Raw genomic sequence first — 15,482 nt, forward strand, 5'->3', positions numbered from 1 at the left:
ATGGAAACGTCGAGACAGAAGTTGCTACAGGGAAGACAGAAACAGTTATCGCTTATACCAATTTTAAGAACAAACAATCCCTATGGATGTAGCGTTTGTTATGGTGCGAAAGTACGGCACCACAAATCGTGGATAAGCTTTTTCCGACAAGAATAAACTATATGATATGGACTTATTCGACCAACATCTTACTCAAGTAACAGAAACAGAAGCACCACTAGCAGCGCGGATGCGTCCGCGATCGCTTGATGAATTCGTTGGGCAAGATCACATTCTCGGACAAGGGCGCTTGCTTAGACGTGCGATCAGTTTAGATCAACTATCCTCGTTAATTTTCTACGGGCCGCCCGGTACAGGCAAGACTACCTTAGCCCGTGTGATTGCCAACACTACCCGCGCTCATTTTATTGCTATCAATGCTGTGCTTTCCGGCGTTAAAGAAATTCGCGCAGCTATTGAACAAGCTCAAGAACGGCGTAAGTTTCACAACCAAAGAACAATTCTCTTTGTTGATGAAGTTCACCGTTTCAATAAATCCCAGCAAGATGCGCTCCTGCCGTGGGTGGAAAATGGAACGGTGATTTTAATTGGAGCGACAACAGAGAATCCTTACTTTGAAGTTAACAAAGCCCTAGTCAGCCGATCGCGTATTTTCCAACTCAAGCCACTCAACGATGAAGATTTATATGGCATAGCCCAACAGGCACTAACTGACACCGAGCGCGGTTACGGTAACAAGCAAGTGCAAATTGAACCGGATGCTCTGGCACATTTAGTTAATGTTGCCAATGGTGATGCTCGTTCATTACTCAATGCTTTGGAATTGGCAGTAGAGACAACACCACCCGACACTTCAGGAGTAGTTCACGTCACCCTTGCAGTAGCAGAAGAATCAATTCAACAGCGTGCAGTTCTCTATGACAAAGAAGGGGATGCTCACTTTGATACTATCAGCGCCTTCATCAAAAGTGTACGCGGTTCTGATCCAGATGCGGCTTTGTACTGGCTAGCGAAAATGATCTATGCAGGCGAAGATCCGCGTTTTATTTTCCGTCGCTTATTGATATTAGCTAGTGAAGATGTGGGGCTAGCCGATCCCCAAGCAGTTGTAGTTATCAATGCTTGTGCCGAAGCATTTGACCGTGTAGGGATGCCGGAAGGGCGTTATCATCTAGCACAGGCAACACTGTATTTGGCAAATGCACCCAAGTCAAACAGTGTCATGGGCTTTTTTGATGCTTTAGCGGCGGTAGAAAAAGAAAAGGAAGCGGAAGTTCCTACCCACCTCAAGGATGCTAACCGCGATCAGCAAGGTTTTGGACATGGAGCAGGATATCTTTATCCCCACGCCTACCGGGAGCATTGGGTAGCGCAGCAATACTTACCTGGTAGCTTGCAAGGACAAGTTTTTTACCAACCATCAGAACAAGGTTACGAGCAGTCGATTGGTACGCAGGTAGCGCGGCGGCGAGAAGCTCAACTGGCAGCGATGGTGGAAGGTATAGGTTTAGCGCCTGTAGAAATATTAACCTATGGAAGTATAAATCGCTCCTCGGAAAGATGGTTGCAACGCACCCTTTCGCAAGTGGGAGAACAGTTAGGTGCAGTGCGCGATCGCATTTTCACTTCTGCTGATGTGCAGCGCCATCACGTGATTTTAGATATCAATGCGGGTAGTGGTTTGCTGACTTGGGAAGCAGTACGTCGCGTTCCTGAAGGTGGAGTTTATGCTTGTGCTCGCACAACAACTGATGCCAATGCTTTACAAGAACAAGCGGCGGCACTGCCAGAGCTTACCCGTCCAATTGTTGTCTCTGCTACATTAACTGAGCTACCAGCAATTTTAGAAACACAAGCGCCAGATATAAAATTTGACCGAATTATCGGGCGTAATGGTTTATTTGCAGAATCGGATAAAGTAGCTACAGCTAAAATCTTAGCAAATTTAGTGAAAAAATCAGGGCTAATTGTATTAGCAGAGACAGTGCCGCTTTACACGCAACGGTTTTATCGTTTGCTCGATCCTAATAAAGTAAATGCTCAGTTGTACGAGCGGTTAGTGACTGCTGAAGAAGCAATTTACACCGAGCCAAAAGACCCAATGCTAAACTGGGATGCCGACGATTTACGCAAGGCTTTTAAGTCTGCTAGTTTGGTAGTAGAAGTGATTCTAGAGCGAAGTTCCACGCAAATGCATATCACATCAACCTTTCTGAATCGCTTATTTGCTTCTAATCCCACTCGCCCAAGTTATGCAGAACGTCTGGCTGGCAATCTGAAAGCAGAGGAAGTACGCGCTGTACAAGAAATATTCACCCAACACTTACTCAATCAAACAGTTACTTGGGAAAGCGCGATCGCTTTTGTTAAAGCTAGTAACAGAAGAGGACAAGGGGACAGGTGACAGGGGACAGGTGACAGGGGGCAGGTGACAGGGGACAGGTGACAGGGGACAGGTGACAGGGGACAGGGGACAGGTGACAGGGGGAAAAGGGGACAAGGAGAAGAATTTTCCTCCTCTGCTCCTGAAGCCCCTCTGCCCTTCTGCTTCTTTCCTAGCCCCTATTTTCAGGTGAAAAAAGCGACTTAAAACTGCAAACTACCTCCAAGGTATGTGGTACGCATCAAACTAGTTACTGAAAATGGTAGGAAATCTATCCGTAGTCAGTACAGGACGCTCACAGCCGAATTGAATGCATGATACTTTGTCTATCCAAATTCGGTAGAACTCCTGTGTATATCTGATGCAACTGTCAAAGCATACTTGAAAGCAGGCGACAGCACACAGTAGTTGATACTTCTTGAATTGCTCTGAGAGTCTGTCTTGAAAATGGGTATGGAGGTGTAAGGGTGTGGGGGTGTAGGGGAAGAACCTTTTTCATGCCTGCTGGTGTATGCAGTTCATGACGGCTACTTACTTTCCCCATTCCCTGTTCCCTGTTCCCTATTCCCCGTTCCCTATTTAACATTGGATGAGTGAATGTCTCGTGTTTCTATAATTATTCCCACTTTAAATGAAGCAACCTGTTTGGGACGCACATTGCGCCAACTAACTTTACTAGATCCGCCTGCTTGGGAAGTTTTAGTAGTAGATGGCGGTAGTGAAGATGAGACGGTGGTAACTGCGAAGCGCAACTTTAAATTATTCTCTCCAGCCACACAGGTGCAAGTTAGATCGTGTGCAAAGCGTGGACGTTCTGTGCAGATGAACTATGGAGCCTCTTGTGCCACTGGAGAAATTCTTTGCTTTCTCCATGCAGACACTTTGGTACCAGATGACTTAGTGGCTGTAATTGAAGAAACCTTAGCAGACAAAACAGTTGCTTGTGGGGGATTTATTTCTGTGATGGCAGGTGCTCAAAGAACTCATTGGGGTATATCTTTGGTTAATTACTTGAAAACCTATTTCTTTCCGCTGCTATTTAAACCGCTGCTATTTTTTCAGGGATTGCGGCTTTTGGTTGGAGATCAGGTAATGTTTTGCCGTCGAAGTGACTTTTGGGAGTGTGGTGGCTTCAATGAGGCACTGCCAATTATGGAAGATGGAGATTTGTGCTTGAGACTGTTGCCAAAGGGACGAATTCGGATGGTGAATCGCATTGTTCATAGTTCAGATCGTCGCGTGGCACGCTGGGGTACACTAAAGGCGATCGCAATTTACGTTTATATCGGAATTTTGTGGGGAATTGGTGTAGATGCAAACTACTTAAAGCAGTTTTATCAAGACATCCGTTGATTTTAAGCTTGTGAAGACAAACAGCGAACATCCCATCAGCCATACCAGTAGTTTAAAGTTCAACAACTTGGCGGAACTATCGCGTCGGAGTTTACTTGCAGAAGTTGATTTCCGCCGAACAGTGGCAAATTTAAAGTTAACACAGGACAAAAAGGCTTCGATTGGTCAGTTTTTGACTCCTGCTCCAGTAGCGGAATTGATGGCTGGAATGTTTGATAAACTGGATTCTGAAATAACCTTGCTTGATGCAGGAGCGGGAATTGGTTCATTATCAGCCGCTTTTGTGGCAAGAGTATGCCAACATCAAAAATACACGTCGAATTTGCATGTTGTCGCCTACAAAATTGACTCTTTCCTAATCGGATATTTACATCAGACTTTAGAGTTATGTGAGAGGGTATGTCAAAATGTCGGCATTTTCTTCAATTATGAAATTCGTGAGACTGATTTTATTGAAGATGCAGTCAGTCTGCTTCAGCCAATCTGCCTTAACACTACTTGCACTGCTTGATTTAAAGCCAAATGAACCTTGGCGATCGGCAACTTCCCTTTGATGGGAATTACACCAATGATGGACTTTATGGCTCAACATTATGGCAAAACCTACAAACCCAACACACGAGAAACAGTTCGCCGTCAGACAGTGCATCAATTTTTGGATGCAGCTTTAATAGTTGCTAATCCAGATGAGCCGAACCGTCCCATTAATAGTCCTAAAACAGTGTACCAGGTCGAGGAGAGCGCACTCAAACTATTACGAACTTACCGTACTGACGAATGGGAAAAGAGCCTTCGCACTTATCTTACTTCAGTAGAAACCCTGAAGAAGCAATATGCTCAAGAAACAGACAAACTACCAAATGTGCTGGTAAAGAACGATTTCTTTCAACGCTTATGCTTTGCTTGTCGCGTTAGCGATTCCATATAATCCTCCCGTTAGGGGTGATTATACGGAACAAGTCTGTATAATATCCAAACAGGGACGTAAAAAAGAAATTTTCCGTATATCCCAAATAGGAAGTTGTTGTAATGCCTGATATATTCGGATTGAGAAAAAGATTATACGGAAACTTTCCGTATAATAAATAGTTATACGGAATTCTTTCATAAAGAGATGGAGTGAATTTGTGAGAATCAAACTCCGCACAGCAGGTTTGGATGACCTTAACTCCATCTATGCGATTCGTCGAGATTCCATTCTTGGAGTTCCATCTGAGGCTAGTTTAAGTGATCGTCAGGCTTGGGCAGACAAGCGATCACCTAATTACTACCAAGATCGCATTACTGCTGGTCATGTCGTTATTGCCAGTTTTGAAGAAGACAATATCGGTTGGGGGAGTAGTTCCGACGATTGTATTACTGGACTATACGTTTGCTCATCATGGTGTCGCAGAGGTATTGGTCGTATAATTATGGACAGTCTTGAAATGGAAATCTTGAGACGTGGGTATACGTGCGCGAAACTAGGATCGAGTCCGGATGCTGTCGGCTTCTACACTAAGCTCGGTTATGAATCAGTTGGATTTCCGGATGAAGATAGAGCAGTTCCAATGAAGAAACATCTTAGAATAACTGACTCTAAATCTACGGCTGTATAACAAGCCTGTTGCAACGGGCAGTTTGAGAATCTTGGTTACAGTTCAAGGTTGTCTGCCGCCGTTGAACAGGGTCGTTGTGCCGCTTCATTTGGTCGTGTTGACAGTAGTTTGAAGCATATCTGTCAGAGTTCAGCATCAAGTGATTTGTAAAGTGATTGGTGAGGGCGTTGTTTGAAAATTGTTGGTAGGGTGATCGCAGTTGAACTGGTGCTCGGTAGGTGTAATCTTGGTAATGCCCACCTTTAGCACTTCTTGTCGCTTATGAATTCGTTTCAGTTCAAAGAAGGAAGTTCAGAGTTATTAGCCTCTTGCGGAACGCTCTGGGAGTTGTTCATCAGCAATCAAGCTGAGAGTGCTGGGGAAATGTCTGTTGGTGTGGAAGAGTACATTCGTAGTCTGCGAGATGATGGCTTATTACAAAAGACTCAGGATGGAAAACTGCAAGTGCAATTGGTGTTTGTGGATGATGAAGAGGAACCGATTGGGTTTTGCGTTACTTCATTGACGAAGGAGCGGGTTGGGGAAGTTGAGGCACTATTCGTTCTAGATCGTTATCAAGGGAATAAGCTCGGTGGACAACTTTTTCAAACTGCTTTGGCATGGATGGAAAGAGAGGGAGCGACTGAACAAAGGTTAGTCGTTGCCGTTGGGAACGAAAGGGTGTTCGATTTTTATGCAAAGTACGGGTTTTTCCCAGGTTACAGCACTTTGTTTCGAGTAACATGACGTACAGTGAGTAGGTGAAAGAGATCGGTTGTGTGGCAGCGGCACAACAATTCGGTGGAGCGGTCGAATAGAGTCTTTGCGTCTATCGTTTCGGTCGTATCTGCCGCCGCTCACCTTCACCGTTAGACAGACAAGGAGGATATTTGCGAGACAGACGTTTTATTGCAATTCATCGAGGCGGCTCTCTCAGTAGTGCTGAACATCGTGACTTGGTTGCTTGGGCATCTGACTGTGCTGAGCATGTGTTGCCACTCTTCTATGAGCATCGTTCTGACGATCGTCCCTATCACGCCATTGAGAGCGCAAGAGCTTGGGCAAAGGGACAGATCTCGGTCGGAGATGCGCGAAAAGCAGCATTTGGCGCACATGATGCGGCTCGAAATGTGAGGAGTAAATCTGCTAGTGCTGCTGCACGTGCTACGGGTCATGCCGTTGCGACCGCTCATATGGCAGATCACTGTCTACAGGCAGCAACATATGCGCTGAAAGCTGTTCAAGAAGCTGGTTCATCTATCGAAGCTGAGCGAGCGTGGCAAATTGAGCGGTTGCCTGATGATGTCCGAGAACTGGTTCTGTCCGCGCTAGGTTTGTCTGCCTAACAATTCGCTTGGAGCAGATGTACAAAGTCTTTGTGCTTCGTTTCAGTCCTGTTTGTCACTGCTCAAGCGAACCGTTCTGCCGATGCAGTATAAAACTTGACACTATATGCTAAAATCTGCGAAGCGTCGTCACAACAACACTTCGTTGGAACCGACACCTCGTTAATCGCCTTCGGGCGATTAGCCGAAGGTGCAGTTCAACTACAGCAACTTGGAGGTGCGACTCAAGTGGTAAATTTGCCGAGAGGTGCTGAAGCAGGTGCTCAAAGAAGCTGGCAGGGAACCTGTCCTGACAGGATCTGAACCCTAACCTTGATTAGAGCAACTGCTGCTCAACTAGCGAGTTTGTATCGTATCGGTTACCAACTAACGTTTACGATGCTCCAGCCCATACATTTGATTTGCGTCGACGCGCGAACTCAAAATGTATACGTCCTCGCTGGGTATGAGGAAGAGCTTGAGTTCCAAATTTTACCCAATGGAGAAGTGTCTGATGAGCCGAATTGATTATGATGCAATGTCTGATGCTGAATTAAAGCAGTATTTTCTCAAGCATCGTGGAGATCAGGCTGCTTTTCAAGCCTATTTAGACAGAATCAATCAACGTCCACGCAGAATTATTGCTAGTCCTGATGATCCTGATTTCGATGAGAAAGTGCAAGCAGCGATTCGGCAAAAATTGGAAGCAGGAAGAAGTCGCAGAAGCCAGCAAGCTAACAATTCAAATGCAGCGGACAGTTGAGAGCCGCTGGTATTGAGTTCAAGATTACTTGCCGCCGCTGATTTGAGTCGTTGTTCTGCCAACGCAGTATAAAACTTGACATTGTATGCTAAAATCTGAGAAGCGTCGTCACAACAATAAATAGTTAGGCTGCTGGAGTTTGGACAGGATTAGTGTCGGGGGTACGTCTAATCGAGGTGCATATGCCAATAGAAGATATTTTTGAGGCATTCAAAGTGTAGATTTTGTACCACCAAGAGCGTTTTATTCCAATCGAAGCTTCAATGGACAAGGGACTTTGTTAAACTACTACATTTATGGTGTTGATTCACAGGGATATGATGCTGGACTGAAACTAGACTTCTTTGACAGGGTTCGCTTCACAAATTTTAAGAAACCTCATCCAGTTGAGAAATATGATCCTTATTTTGATCAGTTCATAAATCATTGGTCTTGCAGTTATCCAGAGTTTGAAAATAATTACACACCGACATCATTACAAATGATCAGTGTTATGGCGCAACATTGGGGTATCCCAGTTGAGCGGTTTATCAATACACTCTTATTCGCAGGAGAGTTATTATGGGATGCTGAAGAAGCTGGTTGGCTTGGAGCGTCCTTATGGGATGGGGGACAATTTATAGGTACTTTGCCTCCACCAAAACGTCGCTGACTTCCAAGTCGAAGTGCATAAAACTGTGTAGATGCGATCGCCCCTGAGGGAAACATAAACTGTCAAACACACTCTGGGCTTGTATTTGGATATTGACTCTCCATGATTTATAATCACGTGCTGAGATACACTGGAAGGTCATGCTCGTAGAGATAGCAGCAAGTGAAGTGCGATCGCTCACATACAAAACTAATACCAATTTAAATTTTCCATAGCGCTATAGTCGCGCCAATTACCCCCATTAGCTTAAAATCCTCGAAGGCACTTCTGATATATTCTTCTGCTTGTTGGCTTAGTCAAACATACTCTTTATAAAGGTGGTCTAGTCGTTGCTCAGGACTCATATTTACTTTCGAGAGGTACTCGTCTAACCTAGAAAATTTGAATTCGCAATCATACAGAATATATCAAAACCTGACAAAGTCTTAAAGTAGCGTATCTAGTCACACAGCACAGTCCCTGATGCTGGTGACTGCTTCATCAAGCTCTGCTCACATCAGATTTTGCTACAATTTTGCTTAGAATTTAGCTTTCTGCGAGGGATTATGCGGTCAATTGAGCAACTGACGGAAGAAATACTGTCCTTGCCGAGCGCATCAAGAGCGCTTCTTGCAGATAAGTTGGTAGAAAGCTTGGAGTTCGACACTGATCCAGTAATTCAGACAGTTTGGGTGACTGAAGCCAAGCGCCGGAGAGATGAGGTGCGAAATGGCTCTGTTCAACCAATTTCAGGTGAAGATGCTTTAGCGCAAGTCAGACGGCTGATTGAGCCATGAGGTATGTATTTCATCCTGAAGCGCTGAATGAATACGCTGAGGCTGTTCAATACTACACAGAGCAGCGAGTTGAGCTGGCTCAAGCGTTCATAAACGTAATTGAGGATACAGTCTATCGGATCAGGGAAACTCCAACCCGGTATGCTGCGATTGATGAAGATGTTCGACGGTGTATGGCGCGTAGGTTTCCCTATGGTGTTCTCTACACAATTGAGCAAGACTAAATCCTAAATTTTGGCGGTTATGCACTGTAGCCGCGATCCGGGGTACTGAAAAAGTCGGTTTTTTCGTAAGCCTTAGATATGTTTCTAATCGCATAACTTTTCTGCTAACCTACCTAAAGCCTCAAGAGCAGCCTGAATAATGCTGTCATACTGGGGTTGAGTAACATCAACTTCTTGTGCATTCTCACGATTGATTCCCAATAAACCAATATTATTTCCTTGCAAAACAGCTAAGACTTTGCCTTCAGGATTTTTAATTCTTAATTCTGGTAAAGAACCATTTTGATAAATGCCACAGGTATATTGACGCTGATTATATTCAAAACTGGTTTTGATGGGAGTAGGGGCAGAGGCAAAAAATAGCTGCGATCGCTCTGGTAGTCTAACGCCAAGTAATTCTAATTCAATAGTTGTATTGCCATTAAAATTGTTTTCTCGCAATTTATAAGCAATATCTACTCGTTTTGGTAAAGGGAAATAGTCACGCCACCGCCAAGCGATCGCTTTAATTTGAAATTGCAAATCACCCATAGTTTGAGCAACTGTCAGCTTAAGGTGTCCTTTGCCAACGATTTGCTGTTCGATAACTTGCACATTAGGAGTCCAAAAAACAGGATCGGGGTTGTCAATTCCGCACGGTTCTAAAGCGTGCAGTTGTTGATAAAGTTGTTGATCGATTTGATTGAGGTTGGCTTGAACGTCAATTTTGAGTAGTGGTTTGAGATGCTGTAGTTCAAGACATTGGTTGGCGAATTCTCCTAAACGCGATCGCAGTGCTGCCAAATTTTCAGCTGGTAAAGAAAATCCACCAGCGGCTTTATGCCCACCAAATTTGCCAAGCAAGTCTTGGCAATATTCCAAAGCTGCAAATACATGAAACTCTGGTATTCCTCGTGCCGAACCGCGAATACGATCGTCATCTTCGTAAGTACCAATAAACACGGGTACGCCGTAGCGTTCCACCAACCGCGAAGCAACAATCCCAATTACGCCGTGGTGCCAGTTGGGTTGAACTACAACCAAAACACGATTTTGATGTAGAGATGCCACATACTCTGTTTCAACTAATGCGATCGCTTCTTGTTCAATTTGCTCGCACATCTGCTGGCGATGCAAATTAATTGCTTCGCACCGCATAGCTCGTTCCAGCGCTATCCCCATATCATCCGTAGTTAGTAGTTCAATCACAATTTGAGGATCGCCAATTCTACCAATAGCATTAATACGCGGCCCCAAACGAAAACCAATATCATCCGGCTTGAGCGATTTTGCTGAAGACGCAGATACCGTGTTAGAAGACGCAGTGACGCGGTGAGTGGGAGACGCGGAGAAATTATCAAAAATATTCCCCGTTCCCTGCCTTGACTGCACTCCAGACATTTGAATTAACGCCTGCACTCCTGGCAATTTTGATTGGGGTAATTGCTGCAAACCCCGTTTCACCCAACGGCGATTTACCCCAGTTAAAGGAGCTAAGTCGGCAATGGTTCCTAATGTAAATAGTTCCAAGAGTGGCTTGATAATGCCGCTATTGGTTTTACCTAACTGTTGTGCTAAAGACACCGCTAAAATGTAGGCAACACCAACACCTGCCACACCGCGATAAAGAGAAGATTCTGGTAGTAATTTGGGATTGAGGATGGCATTGGCTGGCGGTAAAGTTTGGGGAATGTCGTGGTGATCGGTGACAATTACCTTTAAACCAAGTTCTCTGGCTCTAGTTATTGGTTCAACAGCAGAAATACCATTATCAACAGTCAGAACTAGCCCTACACCTTCACTTTTGAATTCTTCGATGATGCGTTTATTAATGCCATAGCCTTCATGCATCCGACTGGGAATAGCGTAATCTACCTCAGCACCCAACCAACGCAAACAACGTAACAATAAAGCAGTACTTGTCATGCCATCTGCATCATAGTCTCCACAAATGGCGATTTTTTCTTTACGGGTAACGCTATCTTGCAACAGTTCCAAACTAACTGCCAGATCTGGAAATTCCTCTAATGGCGAAGGCAAGTTTACAGATTCTGGATCTAAAAAAGCTTGTGCTGCCAGAGGCGTATCAATGCCTCGATTAATTAATAATTGATTGATGAGAGGCGATAAATTTGTCGCCTCAATCAAATTTTGTGCTAATTCTATTTTTTGTGGGTAAATCTGCCAACGCTGGTTGGGCAAGCGCCGACGGGTTTTCACTGGTGCAATTGAAGTTTGGTCTAGCACAGGCAGAGAAAGGATGAAGTGTGAAATATTTAATGATAAAGCAGCTTGAGCTGATACTAATTTCTATTTTTCATCCTTCATACTTTATTTTTAAAGCATATTCACCTTACCATCATCAAGGATATAAATTGCGCGATCGCCTGGAGCATACCAAGTTGGACGAAATTCCACTCGCAAAGTAGCAAAGTTTGCCTTGGAGACAGTCGCCTTCAGTGGCAACCCAGCTTCATTCCAAAATAGAAGAGAGATATTGGGTTCTGTACCATCTCCCTGCTCTAACTGTAATTTCTGTCCGGGTTGTAGAATAATTGGATTGGTAGTATATGGCTTCTGTAAATTTACTGTATTATAAGTATTATTTACGACTTCCAGTGTAATGCTTTGCCCAGGCTTAAATTGAATAGAACGGGGGCCGCATTTAGAAGCACAAGTACCGGCAAATGTGGGGCTAGAATACCTAGCCGATAACATAAGTAGAGCTGTTGCAATTAAGGTAGCGGAGACGAACTTAGACATGGAATAGAGACTTATACTTGGTAAGTGAGGAATGTAGATTTTGATACTTTAGCCTAACACTACATTCAATGATTTGAGTAGATACTATGTCCATTAAATTACTTGATCATCTCAGATGCGATCGCCCAGTCTAACATCTGTAACTAGAAACAATTACTTGAAAGATTAGCTTTGCGTTTCCCAGCTAACCAAACACTAAAAATCATGATTTATCTTAATTCCCAAGAATGCAAAAATTTGCCTTTATTGTTCCATTTTTCTTATAAATTTTTATAGTATTTTTGTATTATAAAACTATCTAGAAAAGTTTGTAGCAAGATGTGATCGCACCTTTATCCTCAAAAAATTAAACGTGATCAGCAGTTATTGCTAAACTTTCCCCAGACGCGATCGCGCCTGAATTTAGGATTAGTAATTGCAATCTTATGCGCTTTAACAATTATACTGATTAATCTTGTGCAAATTTTTGGGAATGTCCTGCTTGATCTGTGTTGTTTCCATTCAGCAGGCTTGATTGCACTAAAAGGAGAGTGACAATGAAAAAAGTAGCAGTGTTTGGCAATGCTGGAGGCGGTAAATCAACTCTCAGCAAGAGATTATCCCAAATCACTGGTTTGCCACTTTACGTTTTGGACAAGATTCAGTTTCAATCAGGTGGTGCTGAGGTTCCACACGAAGACTATAAGCGCACCCATCAGCAAATTTTAGTGACTGAGCGATGGATTATTGATGGGTTTGGTTGTATGGAAACCCTCTGGCAACGACTGAATGAAGCCGATACTCTGGTTTTTGTCGATCTGCCGCTATATGTGCATGGATGGTGGGTAACCAAACGATTCATCACAGGTTATTTTAAACCACCAGAAGGCTGGCCTCAAAAAAGTCCAATATTGAGGAGTTCCCTTACTAGCTACCGCGTGCTTTGGTTATGTCACAAATATTTGACTCCAAAATATCGTCAATATATCGAGCAGGCTCGAAACATCAAAAGTGTTTATCACCTACGCTCGACTAAAGAGATTTCGCAATTTATTGAATTAATAGAAACTGGCGTATCAGCCTAACCGAGCCTTGATGCGATCACCTGCTTCAACTCACTAATCAATTTGGGTTCTGTTGTTTTGCTCCCAAGTGAGCCGTTTTGAGAGCTGGCTCTGACGAACAAAGGGCTGGATCATCAATGAAGCTCTACGGCTGTACATTGCGCGAGAGGAGCAAAAGCTTAGGATGCTCGAAGAAACAGAAGAGGCGATCACCGACATTCGCGCACAGAGGTGACATGGGGCGTTCTGTTTGAATGTATCCATCCCAATTTTTGCAGCTTAAAGCAGCCTTAACTGAGAATTTGCAGTACCAACAGATAATTGATTATCCACCTGAGAGCTTTCTTCACCAGAACTGCTTTCTAGCCAATCTTCCTCGTTTGCAGCTAATAATTTATGAGCTGCATCTAACATTGATGCTGCAATCTCTTTCAAATCTTCGCGGTTATTTAAATATGTTTTCAAAGCTTCAATTGGATCTATGCTGTTACTGGCACTTAATTCAGGAACGCGCGGTCTAGCTAACTGGCTTACTAATTCTGGTTGAATTGTGTAGTTGTGAGCTAGACTCAATGCTTTATGCAGGGCGGCGTTATCTATTAAATCTAGCTGTTCGGAACGAAGCTTGTAAATTAATCTGACAACTGCTTCTTCAATATTGTGCTTGGCGATCGCTTTGGCAATTGCAGCTTGTGGATCTTCTGCCTTTGATACATCTACTTCGATTGTGCAAAAACTCCGCACTGGTAAAGGACAAAATTCCCATTGAACTTTACCCCGCTCCAACTCCACCATCACATAGCCTTTGTCTTCCTTCTCTTCGCTAAAATCCACCCGCTCAATACTACCTGGATATACCATCGGGGGATTATTTGATTTATTCAAGTTTTGATGACGATGGATATGTCCTAAAGCTACGTAGTCAAAACAAGGTCGTGCCAGAGTTGACAAGGGAATTGTAAAGCCTTTACCTACTGCCAAAAAACGCTCTGCTCCCAAGCTAGCATTATCCACCATCAAGTGACCTAAAAGAATAGTTGGTAATTTAGGATCGAGGCGACGAATTTCTGCTTCCAACACAACTTGCAGGCGTTCAATTAACAGTTGATGAACTTCCGCCAGAGATAAGCCTTCGGTTTCCCGACGAGTCATTAATGCAGAACGAGTCAGCCAAGGCAGAGTAATTACTTGTACCGCGCCATTGCGGGTTTGAACACAATGAGTAGTTAACTTATCACCTACTACAACTCCCGGTACGCCCAAAGTCCGGTAAATGCATAAACTTGCCCCTCCTTGCCCTTGTGAATGCTGATCGTGGTTACCCACCAGTAACACAGTGGGAATTTGGGCATCTACAAGCCGACGAAACTGACTGGCAAAAGCTTCCTGAACGTAAGGCGGCGGGGTAGCATCGGGAAAGGCATCCCCGCCAAAGATCACCAAATCAACGGGTTCTGCCAGGGCTCGATCCATACATCGAGACAAAGTATTGACAAAATCTTCTAATCGTGTATTAGTCCCTGTCTCCGGATTAATACGTCCGTGGGAGAAGCCGCTTCCCATGTGAATATCTGAAAGGTGGAGGAGCTTAATCATATTCGTAAGTTGCTACTTGCTAGTTACTTATAGCTAATTGTTAATTAATTAGTAGCCATTAGTCATTAGCTATTAGCTATTCTTTTTAAGTAATTACCCTTGCTTTTACTAAGTTAAGTAACGCTATTTTAAGTTTTGCTGGTTTTTTATTGATAAATATACTGGTTTTGATATCTTAAATAGAACCCTAAAAATAAAAAGAATCTAAAAATGAACGAATCAAAATCTCCAAACCAATTAGGTCAATCTATTTTTCTTGGAGCTTTAGTGATGGTTACAAGCGCTAGTATTATTACCATCATGAGTCTGTTTTAAAACTTGTGAATGAAAGTTTTAGTAAAAAAAGTTTACATAACCCCGCTCAACAATGAGAGGGGTTTTAAATTTTGTAATATTTTCCCTTGTGCTTTTAACGACCTAGCCAAGTCTTAATGACATCAAGCAAGCTAGAACCACCCCACATTAACGCCATTAGAATCGAAGTAGTCAAAATACCTCCCATCACACAAAGGACTAAACCCCCCAAGCTAATTGCACCATCATCTTCCATCAAGCCAAAGCCTGTCACAAAAATACCCATAGCAGGCAAAGTGTTTGTACCCGGAATCGGAATCATCATCGAAATTGCCATCAAAGAAATCGCACTACCTAAGGTCACTCTACCTGGCAAAGTAGTGCAAATGTATACCAGACGAGGACGAGCGATCGCTTCTATTCTTCGCAACCAAGGAATACCTGCCTTCAAAACCTTTTGAACTGTTTCTAGTTTGATCGGATGGTTTAACATCCTCTGTGGTAGCCAAGGAGTTTTAGAACCCACAATTAGCTGTATGGCTAGTAAAAAAATTAAGATACCAAAAGGAACTGAGTAACCGGGTGCTGGTACTGGCAAAGCTGAAGGCAAAGATAGAATCACAAATAAAAACCCAAAGATGCGTTCCTTTGCCAACAGCAGAAAGTCTGCCAAATTCACTTGAGATGGTGGTTCTTCTTCAAAAAAAAAGCGTTGCAATTCGCTTGACAGTCTAGCCATACAATTCCTATCAAC

The 15,482-nt window shown here is 43.5% G+C and carries 17 protein-coding genes and 1 pseudogene; 14 read left to right on the forward strand and 4 right to left on the reverse strand.

Annotation, left to right across the window (positions count from 1 at the left end; translation table 11 throughout):
- Positions 1-166 precede the first annotated feature (166 nt).
- From U2718_RS31285 to U2718_RS31345, 13 genes and pseudogenes are all read left to right on the forward strand, one after another.
- Positions 167-2,404, forward strand: coding sequence for an AAA family ATPase (locus tag U2718_RS31285; RefSeq protein ID WP_341996478.1), 2,238 nt, complete (start codon positions 167-169; stop codon positions 2,402-2,404).
- A gap of 576 nt (positions 2,405-2,980) precedes the next feature.
- A complete protein-coding gene (locus tag U2718_RS31290) occupies positions 2,981-3,736 on the forward strand; it encodes a TIGR04283 family arsenosugar biosynthesis glycosyltransferase (protein WP_341996480.1) in 756 nt (251 codons plus the stop codon).
- Positions 3,737-3,746: 10 nt separating this feature from the next.
- Complete coding sequence (locus U2718_RS31295) at positions 3,747-4,247, forward strand: hypothetical protein (RefSeq protein ID WP_341996481.1); 501 nt, start codon at positions 3,747-3,749, stop codon at positions 4,245-4,247.
- Positions 4,248-4,265: 18 nt separating this feature from the next.
- Complete coding sequence (locus U2718_RS31300; RefSeq protein WP_341996483.1) at positions 4,266-4,664, forward strand: hypothetical protein; 399 nt, start codon at positions 4,266-4,268, stop codon at positions 4,662-4,664.
- 199 nt (positions 4,665-4,863) lie between these two features.
- Entirely contained in the window at positions 4,864-5,334 is a 471-nt protein-coding gene (locus tag U2718_RS31305; RefSeq protein WP_341996485.1) for a GNAT family N-acetyltransferase, read from the forward strand.
- A gap of 261 nt (positions 5,335-5,595) precedes the next feature.
- A complete protein-coding gene (locus U2718_RS31310) occupies positions 5,596-6,060 on the forward strand; it encodes a GNAT family N-acetyltransferase (protein WP_341996487.1) in 465 nt (154 codons plus the stop codon).
- A 143-nt stretch (positions 6,061-6,203) separates the two neighbouring features.
- On the forward strand, positions 6,204-6,659 hold the full coding sequence (locus U2718_RS31315) for a putative immunity protein (RefSeq protein WP_341996489.1): 456 nt from the start codon (positions 6,204-6,206) through the stop codon (positions 6,657-6,659).
- 96 nt (positions 6,660-6,755) lie between these two features.
- Positions 6,756-6,962, forward strand: coding sequence for a hypothetical protein (locus U2718_RS31320; protein WP_341996491.1), 207 nt, complete (start codon positions 6,756-6,758; stop codon positions 6,960-6,962).
- 9 nt (positions 6,963-6,971) lie between these two features.
- Positions 6,972-7,166, forward strand: a complete 195-nt coding sequence (locus U2718_RS31325) for a DUF6888 family protein (RefSeq protein ID WP_411813397.1) — start codon at positions 6,972-6,974, stop codon at positions 7,164-7,166.
- Entirely contained in the window at positions 7,153-7,401 is a 249-nt protein-coding gene (locus tag U2718_RS31330; RefSeq protein WP_341996493.1) for a DUF6887 family protein, read from the forward strand. Before U2718_RS31325 ends, U2718_RS31330 begins: the two co-directional genes overlap by 14 nt.
- Positions 7,402-7,678: 277 nt before the next feature.
- Entirely contained in the window at positions 7,679-8,053 is a 375-nt protein-coding gene (locus U2718_RS31335) for a hypothetical protein (protein WP_341996495.1), read from the forward strand.
- A gap of 545 nt (positions 8,054-8,598) precedes the next feature.
- Complete coding sequence (locus tag U2718_RS31340) at positions 8,599-8,829, forward strand: addiction module protein (protein ID WP_016876835.1); 231 nt, start codon at positions 8,599-8,601, stop codon at positions 8,827-8,829.
- A pseudogene (locus U2718_RS31345) lies at positions 8,826-9,050 on the forward strand (type II toxin-antitoxin system RelE/ParE family toxin); the annotation flags it as partial. The gene U2718_RS31340 and the pseudogene U2718_RS31345, both read left to right, overlap by 4 nt.
- Positions 9,051-9,137: 87 nt before the next feature.
- Here U2718_RS31345 and U2718_RS31350 read toward each other — a convergent pair.
- Positions 9,138-11,279: a single-stranded-DNA-specific exonuclease RecJ gene (locus U2718_RS31350; protein WP_341996499.1), complete on the reverse strand. Its 2,142-nt coding sequence runs from the start codon at positions 11,277-11,279 to the stop codon at positions 9,138-9,140.
- A gap of 90 nt (positions 11,280-11,369) precedes the next feature.
- Positions 11,370-11,795 carry a hypothetical protein gene (locus tag U2718_RS31355; protein WP_341996502.1) on the reverse strand — a complete coding sequence of 142 codons (426 nt, stop codon included), beginning with the start codon at positions 11,793-11,795 and terminating at the stop codon, positions 11,370-11,372.
- 536 nt (positions 11,796-12,331) lie between these two features.
- Between U2718_RS31355 and U2718_RS31360 the strand changes: the two genes are divergently transcribed.
- Positions 12,332-12,859, forward strand: a complete 528-nt coding sequence (locus U2718_RS31360; RefSeq protein WP_341996503.1) for an adenylate kinase — start codon at positions 12,332-12,334, stop codon at positions 12,857-12,859.
- A gap of 258 nt (positions 12,860-13,117) precedes the next feature.
- On the opposite strand, the gene U2718_RS31365 is transcribed toward U2718_RS31360, so the two are convergent.
- Both U2718_RS31365 and U2718_RS31370 read right to left on the reverse strand, forming a co-directional pair.
- Complete coding sequence (locus U2718_RS31365) at positions 13,118-14,434, reverse strand: exonuclease SbcCD subunit D (RefSeq protein WP_341996505.1); 1,317 nt, start codon at positions 14,432-14,434, stop codon at positions 13,118-13,120.
- A 409-nt stretch (positions 14,435-14,843) separates the two neighbouring features.
- Positions 14,844-15,467, reverse strand: a complete 624-nt coding sequence (locus tag U2718_RS31370; RefSeq protein ID WP_341996507.1) for an exopolysaccharide biosynthesis protein — start codon at positions 15,465-15,467, stop codon at positions 14,844-14,846.
- Positions 15,468-15,482 lie beyond the last annotated feature (15 nt).

This window comes from Chlorogloeopsis sp. ULAP02 (assembly GCF_038404745.2).
Lineage (GTDB): Bacteria > Cyanobacteriota > Cyanobacteriia > Cyanobacteriales > Nostocaceae > Chlorogloeopsis.

Coding starts and splice junctions, on each gene's coding strand:
- U2718_RS31360 (WP_341996503.1), top strand. CDS start 12,332: ATGAAAAAAGTAGCAGTGTTTGGCAATGCTGGAGGCGGTAAATCAACT.
- U2718_RS31370 (WP_341996507.1), bottom strand. CDS start 15,467: ATGGCTAGACTGTCAAGCGAATTGCAACGCTTTTTTTTTGAAGAAGAA.
- U2718_RS31365 (WP_341996505.1), bottom strand. CDS start 14,434: ATGATTAAGCTCCTCCACCTTTCAGATATTCACATGGGAAGCGGCTTC.
- U2718_RS31310 (WP_341996487.1), top strand. CDS start 5,596: ATGAATTCGTTTCAGTTCAAAGAAGGAAGTTCAGAGTTATTAGCCTCT.
- U2718_RS31340 (WP_016876835.1), top strand. CDS start 8,599: ATGCGGTCAATTGAGCAACTGACGGAAGAAATACTGTCCTTGCCGAGC.
- U2718_RS31285 (WP_341996478.1), top strand. CDS start 167: ATGGACTTATTCGACCAACATCTTACTCAAGTAACAGAAACAGAAGCA.
- U2718_RS31330 (WP_341996493.1), top strand. CDS start 7,153: ATGAGCCGAATTGATTATGATGCAATGTCTGATGCTGAATTAAAGCAG.
- U2718_RS31355 (WP_341996502.1), bottom strand. CDS start 11,795: ATGTCTAAGTTCGTCTCCGCTACCTTAATTGCAACAGCTCTACTTATG.
- U2718_RS31290 (WP_341996480.1), top strand. CDS start 2,981: ATGTCTCGTGTTTCTATAATTATTCCCACTTTAAATGAAGCAACCTGT.